The sequence below is a fragment of the Nostoc sp. genome (genome assembly GCF_036916575.1).
Taxonomy (GTDB): Bacteria; Cyanobacteriota; Cyanobacteriia; order Cyanobacteriales; family Nostocaceae; genus Nostoc.
In genome coordinates, this window is record NZ_JBALGC010000069.1 from 1 (window position 1) to 6859 (window position 6859).

A 6859-nucleotide genomic window follows, 5' to 3' on the forward strand; every position below is an offset into this window, starting at 1 on the left:
TTGACTTCCATCTTTATAAGGCTTTCCACTTCAATCTTCCCCACAGACCGAGAATGAATACCAGCAGCATCGGCTAACTCAAACTGAGTTAAATTGAGTCCCTTCCTGATCCGCAAAACATAGTCAGCTAGGGATTCTTGTCCTTTGAATCATAATTTGGGAAAAATTTTGAACCATAAATCGAGAAAGAGTTAACGTAATTTCGGGCTTTCTCACTAATCACAACATAAAACTTTGAATCAAATCATGAGAGAGAGTTGATCGAAAAATCACCTCACCCACAACACTCTTGCCTAACACCTTATTAGTCTGGGACTCACAACTTTGGACTTTAGTTAACTTGGGCGAGACTACAACCACACTGCTACCCGAAGTTGGGCAACCAATGCAATTGCCCACAGCATTTTTTCTGCAATTATTCGACAGTAGCACTATCAACATTCTCACCTCAGAAAAACAAACAACCATCAATGAGAGAGTGCGTGAATTGATGGATGCCGCCTCGCCTGCGGATCTACAAAGAGCCAATCGCAGATTTCATCTAGTACAAGCATATTTCCAGCATCACACAGACATAGGGAAGGACATACCTCAAAGCACCTTATCTCGATGGGTAAAACAGTTTCGGGAAGCGTCAGCCACTTTTGGTTGCGGTTATGTTGGTTTGCTCCCACGTACAAATAATAGAGGAAATCGCCTACCCAAAGCACCAACAGATGCCAGCGTTTTACTGGATAAATTTATTACAGAACACTTCGAGACACCAAGACAAGCTCCAGCCGCTTCCGTTTATCGGGCATATACAAGAGCCTGCGAAAGAGCCAACATCCCTCCACTGAGTCAGCGCACATTTTATACTCGGCTAAAAAAGCGTCCAATCTATGAGCAGACTTTAAAACGTCAGGGAGCAAAAGCCGCATACCCAACCGAACCGATTGTTTTAGAACTAGCTAAAACTACACCCCGGCACGGAGACCGCCCCTTTGCTATCTGCCATCTTGACCACACCCAACTCGATATCGAATTACGCTCTAAAGTTTCTGGTCGGAACTTAGGACGACCTTGGCTGACATTACTGATTGATGCCTACTCCCGACGCATCTTAGCAGTTTATCTTACCTTTGACCCACCTTCTTACAGGTCTTGCATGATGGCACTACGGTTGTGTATCCAGCGTTTTGGTCGTTTCCCCCAATCCGTAGTTGTAGATGGCGGCAAGGAATTTCATAGCGTTTACTTTGATACCTTATTAGCATGGTACCACTGCATTAAAAAAACAAGACCCGGTGCTAAACCTCGTTTTGGCTCAGTAGTTGAGCGATTATTCGGTACAACCAATACGGAATTTATCTTTAACTTACTGGGCAACACCCAAGCCAGTAAGCAGCCACGTCAATTAACCAAGGTTGTTGACCCCAAACAACTTGCTGTTTGGACATTAGCAGATTTATATACATACCTGTGTGAGTGGGCATACACCATTTATGACACGAGCGTACATGATTCCTTGGGTGAGACACCATTACAAGTTTATACCGACGCTATCGCTGCCACTGGGGAGAGGGAACACCGACGCATTGCATACAACGAAGACTTCCTCATGGCAACACGCCCTAGCACACCAAAAGGCAACGCTAAAGTCCAGCCAGGACAGGGAATTAAAGTCAATTATCTTTATTACTGGAACGATGCTTTCCGCAATCCGGTTGTCGAAAAGACCAAAGTTAGTGTGCGCTATGACCCTTTTGATATGGGTGTAGCTTATGCGTACCTGGAGGGAAGATGGGTCAAATGTATCTCCCAGTATTACAACACCTTTGCCGGACGCACGGAGAAAGAAGTGCTGTTAGCAGCCCAAGAAATCAGACAGCAAGATAAGCGTAATGCTGTGAGTACAAATATCTCTGCCAAACGCCTTGCTGACTTCATCGCGGCAGTGCAAGAGCATGAAACCTTGCTCATGCAACGATTACGGGATTTGGAAGCGGTTGGGGTACTGGAAAATTTAACGCCCAATAAGGAAGGTGTACCCCAGTTCCCCACAGTCAGCATTCCTGAGCCGGCTATGGAAGCACACAGTCAAGATGACGAACAATTGCCAGCACTGTCTCAAAACGTTGAACTGTTGGATCTCACACGACTGCCGATACTAAGGGAATACCGTTAATGGACAATTTTTTAACCGGGAAGGGAAGCGACCAAATGCACCTCAAACTTACCCAGTTTAAGGAGTATGCAGTTTTACATCCCCAGTTAGAACGAGTAGATATGTTGTTGATGCGTGCGATTCGAGAACCCGCCGGATTTGCTCATGTGTTGGTGTATGGGCCAAGCGGTGTGGGTAAAACAACGATGATTCGCCAGATTGCTAAACGGTTAAATAAGAATGTCCCTGAACAGTTACCGGGTGTTTCCAACTCCTTGAGCTATCATAACGGCAGTCAGCCCCCGATGCCATTATTGCTGTTAGAAACACGACCATCTGACGGTGGGGTGTTTAATCGGGCAGATTATTACCGCACTGCACTTAAACTTTTGGGAGAACCATTCTATGAGCGGCGGATGCTGATCGATATTGATGCGGAGCAGACCTGGGAGAAAAAAGGACGCTCCCGGACTAAAACAGCACAGTTTAATGATTCGCCTGAACTGCGTCACGCATTAGAAGAGGTAATGACCAAACGTGGTGTACGAGCAGTGATTTTGGATGAAGCACAGCACTTAATGAAGATTGGGACTGGTGCTAGTGCTGGTAAGCTTTTAGACCAGTTAGACTGGATTAAGTCCATGACCAATGTTACGCGTGTGCTACACATTCTGATTGGGACTTACGAACTGCTCAATTTTCGCAATTTAAGTGGTCAAGCATCCCGGCGGGGACTGGATATCCATTTTCCGCGTTATTTGTATCAGAATGAACTTGACCGCCAAGACTTTCAATCCGCATTATTGGCACTCCTGATGCAAATACCTATGAATGTGGATGTTCCGCAACTAATGCAGCATTGGCTTTACTTCTATGAACGTTCCATTGGTTGTGTTGGGGTACTTAAGGACTGGCTTATACGGACTGTGGCGGCGGCATTACATGATGGACACGATACTCTGAGTTTAGAACAATTCCATGAACATACGCTCTCTCTTGCCCAATGTGAACGCATGGCGCTGAATACTACTGAGGGTGAACAAAAACTTAGTTACATGGAAAGTCGTCGTGAACATTTGTGGCATTTGCTACAGATGGGAATGGGTTCTACATCTGTGCTAAAAACTGCGGTGGATTTATCAAAGGGCGCAGCAGATGTGGTTGCATCGCCCTCAAAATCTGACAAACCACCATCCCCAACAAAGCGGACTCGTAAAAAGCCCGTTAGTTCTACGGCCGATGAAACGGCTTCCACAACACCAGATGAAATTCCTATCGAGCCAGCCCCCAAGAAAAAACAAACTCGCAAGAAGACAAAACCAGCTGATTCTTCAATTAGCGAGACACCACTAGAAACAAATATTACCGCCAGTCACACGGTAGAAAAGAAGACGATTGATGATGAAGCCGCAACTCAACAGGAAACGCCTAAAAAGTCTTCCCAACGTGTTGGGCAACGCAAACCCAAACGAGATACTGTAGGACTTCAGTGAACATCAAAAAATTCAGTAGTAAACAGTTTTTATCAAGGGTATCAGTTTTTCAATAAAGTTCGTATCAGTATTCAAGGAAATTATTAATTAATGAGTTTATCTACTTTACCTATAGAATTTGAATTAACAGCCGCAAAAATTTCATCAGATCATTATCCACACTCTCGCTTTAGATTAACAGTAGAAATTGAAAAAGGTTTTATAAAAATTGATTTTCAAGGCTACTTTACCGAAATCGGAACTTGTTTCTCTATTAAAAAGCTAGTTAACTTAATAGAAGCGCAAATATTGGAATTAGATGAAAATCTAGAATTAACTAGCGAAGATATTTTTGAGATTGTCTGCCAATCATCTCACCTAAATACTGATTTTCTAAAACAAGCTTTGGGTTGTAAATGTCCATTTGCTCTAATTGGTTTTATTAATGAATTAAAATTCAATGAATTTTCTAATTATTCTGTCATTATCGAAGACTTAAATACGCATAATCAAAATGTCAAACAACCAGCCATTTAAGGACTTCCAGAAAATAAACTATTCCATTCTCTGCTTCTGCTGGAAGGGATGGCATCTACCCAACCACCGCATAAGTTTTTCAGCGTTCATGTGACAAAAAGGGAATTTTGAAAAATGCTTACATTAATCAAGAAAAGTTATTCTACAAGGCCTTATCACGCAATTGTATACAAAACAGAAGGAAGGCTTAAAGCATTATCCATGCAAAGTTTCAAATGGAGGTGGGGAAACGCCTTTTATCACAAATTCCCTTTTGAGTACACACGAAAGAACCCATATACTAATCCCTTTGGTGATAAACTTTAATCTAAGATGTGGCATCTTATGAATTATGGCTCGTCGTAAATCAGTAGAAAGCTTTGAAGAGGAAATGGAGCGTAGATTCAGAAATCTTTACGCTAATGCTCAATCCTTATGGATAGGCTCAATTCACATGGAACTTATAAATCAAGGATTGAATCCAATATTAGTTGATGAAAGCAATTGTCAGGATTTTGTGGGATTAACACCCCAACAGGTAGTTGAAAAAATTAAGAATAACCGTGGCTAGGCTATTAGTTCAAAAGGGAATTATGCAACTTATTGTATGAATAATTTAAGTTTCCCTTTGTTAGATACACCTTTTGTTACAGAGGGATTGTTAAAATTTCTGATTTTTGATAGCCAAATGGAACTCATTGCTTCTTCAGAAAATGAAGAAGCATCTGTTTTATTTGTTGAAATTGCAAATCAATCACATAACTTACCTAATATACCGAATATCAAAACGGAATTTTGACTATGCACTTAAACAAAGCAGACAAAATTGATATTGATGCAACATTAGCTCAAATAAAATGCTATCTAGATACTTTTGGAGAGCATATAAGTTGCCTTGATTACTCGATTGAATGTTTAGAAAATTTAAAAGAGGAGATAAAAGGAGGTAATACTGAATCAATGAATGATTACTTGTATGGCGCTCTATCTCGAACGAAACAGACAAAATCAGAACTAAGTAAAGATATTAAATTGATTAAAGAATACTTATCTTATTTTGTTGAATCCTCTGAAAAAATATTTACCAAACTAGAATAATAAAATAGATGGGTAAAAGAAAATTAAAACCCGGCAATCGGGTAAGTTTTGAATCGCACGATGAACAGTGTAAGCCATTTCAGCAATTTGGTATTGTAAAGTATTATCTCTATCCAGAATTTCACCCAAATGGATACATTGAAATTGTGGATGAAAGTGGTGACACAATTCCTTACGGCAACGCAGGTAAAGGGATTCAGAAGGCGAAATGACAAAATGGAGATTTTGTATATAGCTAATAATCAATTACTAGACTTGCCAAGTTGATTACTCATCGGCTAACCACCATTTCCTAACGCCGCTTGTGTTGCTGTTTGACGCAACGATAATCCCTCATCAAGTGCTGCAATTACTTGGTAGATGTGATTTTTCTACTTTGACGCTGATTTCTGAAGCATAAAATGGTTAACTTTTTTTGAAGCATATCTTGAGCTAAAAGTTTATTTTATGATTCAAATCACACTCCATATCACTTACTAGATATGGAATTATACTTATACTCTCGTTAACACGTATAAAGTAAATCCCCTAACTGTCAGTACAGGGGACTTGACAAAGTGAAAGATTATTTCAGCGCCTATGCCAGCAAAAAAATAAACAACCAGAAAAGTCCAGCTATCATGTCTCACCTTCTTGAAACGCTAACTCCAACGAAAACGGTAAACACCCAGGATTGGCAACTGCCCACTCGTTGGCTTCTGCAATTAGGGTTTTGTTACCTGAATCGAGATAAAATTGCATTTTGGCACTCTGCTCCAGTCTTTCGCGTTCTTTGCCCCCAATTAAACATCGTGCAATCAGGCAGTACTCTCTAGCTACACGCTTGGCGTGGGATGCTGCTTGGAGTCGCAACTTAGTCAGATTCTTCAGTTCTGACAAAGCGAGAGTTGTTGCTGGGTCGCCTGAAGATGTGCTTTGCTCGCTAACTTCGGCTTTTTGTGACATTTCAGGCGGGACAATTGCAGATGTAGGCCCAGTAGGTGGAATACTAACAGAATTGATTAATAAGTTTTTGTTATTATAATTTTCAGCCGCGTTGGAGTTAGAAAGGCATTTAAAATCCTTATCTGAATTACTTTGATTAACGTTTTGATCCAGTTGTATAATATTTGAATAAACTAATGAATTATCAGAATTACTGACAGATGAAGTTAAAGACAAATCTTCTGGCTGTAATAAATTCAATTCTTCGGAATTAGTATTAATTTCCTCAGATTCATCTTGTACCTGTGGTACAAACAATTCTCTTTCAGACTCAGCAACTTCTTCAAAACTTACTACCGCCTGCTGCCCTGTAGGGGCATCGGCAGCAGGCGGTAAACATTTACAAAAAACCTTCATATAAAAAGAATGACCGTCATTTTCCGTTTTATAAGGGTTTTTAGGACTTTGTTTTGCAAATGAGTTGGGAAAGCTATTAAATTGCCCGTCATTGCTTAATTGATAAGGGTTTGAGCTATTTTCTACCCACGGATCTAAGATGTAGCGCGTGGGATGCCACAAATGCAAGTGCTTTTGTAGTGTCTCTTGTGACTGGACTTTAGACTAAAAAGCAGAAAATGACTCAGGGAAACTGAGTTGAAAACAAGCAAAGCCAAAAAATTAAAAAATCAGAAATCAAGCAGTT

General features: G+C 40.6%; 8 protein-coding genes. 7 read left to right on the forward strand and 1 reads right to left on the reverse strand.

Going from position 1 to position 6859, the window contains the following annotated elements:
- Positions 1–289 precede the first annotated feature (289 nt).
- The 7 genes from V7L29_RS14705 (at position 290) to V7L29_RS14735 (ending at position 5444) form a co-directional block, all read left to right on the forward strand.
- Positions 290–2167, forward strand: a complete 1878-nt coding sequence (locus tag V7L29_RS14705) for a transposase family protein (protein ID WP_334735946.1) — start codon at positions 290–292, stop codon at positions 2165–2167.
- Positions 2167–3639, forward strand: a complete 1473-nt coding sequence (locus tag V7L29_RS14710; RefSeq protein ID WP_334735947.1) for an ATP-binding protein — start codon at positions 2167–2169, stop codon at positions 3637–3639. The genes V7L29_RS14705 and V7L29_RS14710 overlap by 1 nt, the downstream gene beginning before the upstream one ends.
- A gap of 90 nt (positions 3640–3729) precedes the next feature.
- A complete protein-coding gene (locus tag V7L29_RS14715) occupies positions 3730–4155 on the forward strand; it encodes a hypothetical protein (RefSeq protein WP_334735948.1) in 426 nt (141 codons plus the stop codon).
- 331 nt (positions 4156–4486) lie between these two features.
- Positions 4487–4705, forward strand: coding sequence for a hypothetical protein (locus V7L29_RS14720; RefSeq protein WP_322733892.1), 219 nt, complete (start codon positions 4487–4489; stop codon positions 4703–4705).
- Between the two features lie 36 nt (positions 4706–4741).
- On the forward strand, positions 4742–4933 hold the full coding sequence (locus tag V7L29_RS14725; RefSeq protein ID WP_334735949.1) for a hypothetical protein: 192 nt from the start codon (positions 4742–4744) through the stop codon (positions 4931–4933).
- A 2-nt stretch (positions 4934–4935) separates the two neighbouring features.
- The gene (locus tag V7L29_RS14730; protein ID WP_334735950.1) at positions 4936–5232 is read left to right on the forward strand and encodes a hypothetical protein; all 297 of its coding nucleotides are present in this window, start codon (positions 4936–4938) and stop codon (positions 5230–5232) included.
- Between the two features lie 8 nt (positions 5233–5240).
- A complete protein-coding gene (locus tag V7L29_RS14735) occupies positions 5241–5444 on the forward strand; it encodes a hypothetical protein (RefSeq protein ID WP_334735951.1) in 204 nt (67 codons plus the stop codon).
- Between the two features lie 406 nt (positions 5445–5850).
- Here V7L29_RS14735 and V7L29_RS14740 read toward each other — a convergent pair whose 3' ends face one another.
- Positions 5851–6735 carry a hypothetical protein gene (locus V7L29_RS14740; protein WP_334735952.1) on the reverse strand — a complete coding sequence of 295 codons (885 nt, stop codon included), beginning with the start codon at positions 6733–6735 and terminating at the stop codon, positions 5851–5853.
- Positions 6736–6859: the final 124 nt, after the last annotated feature.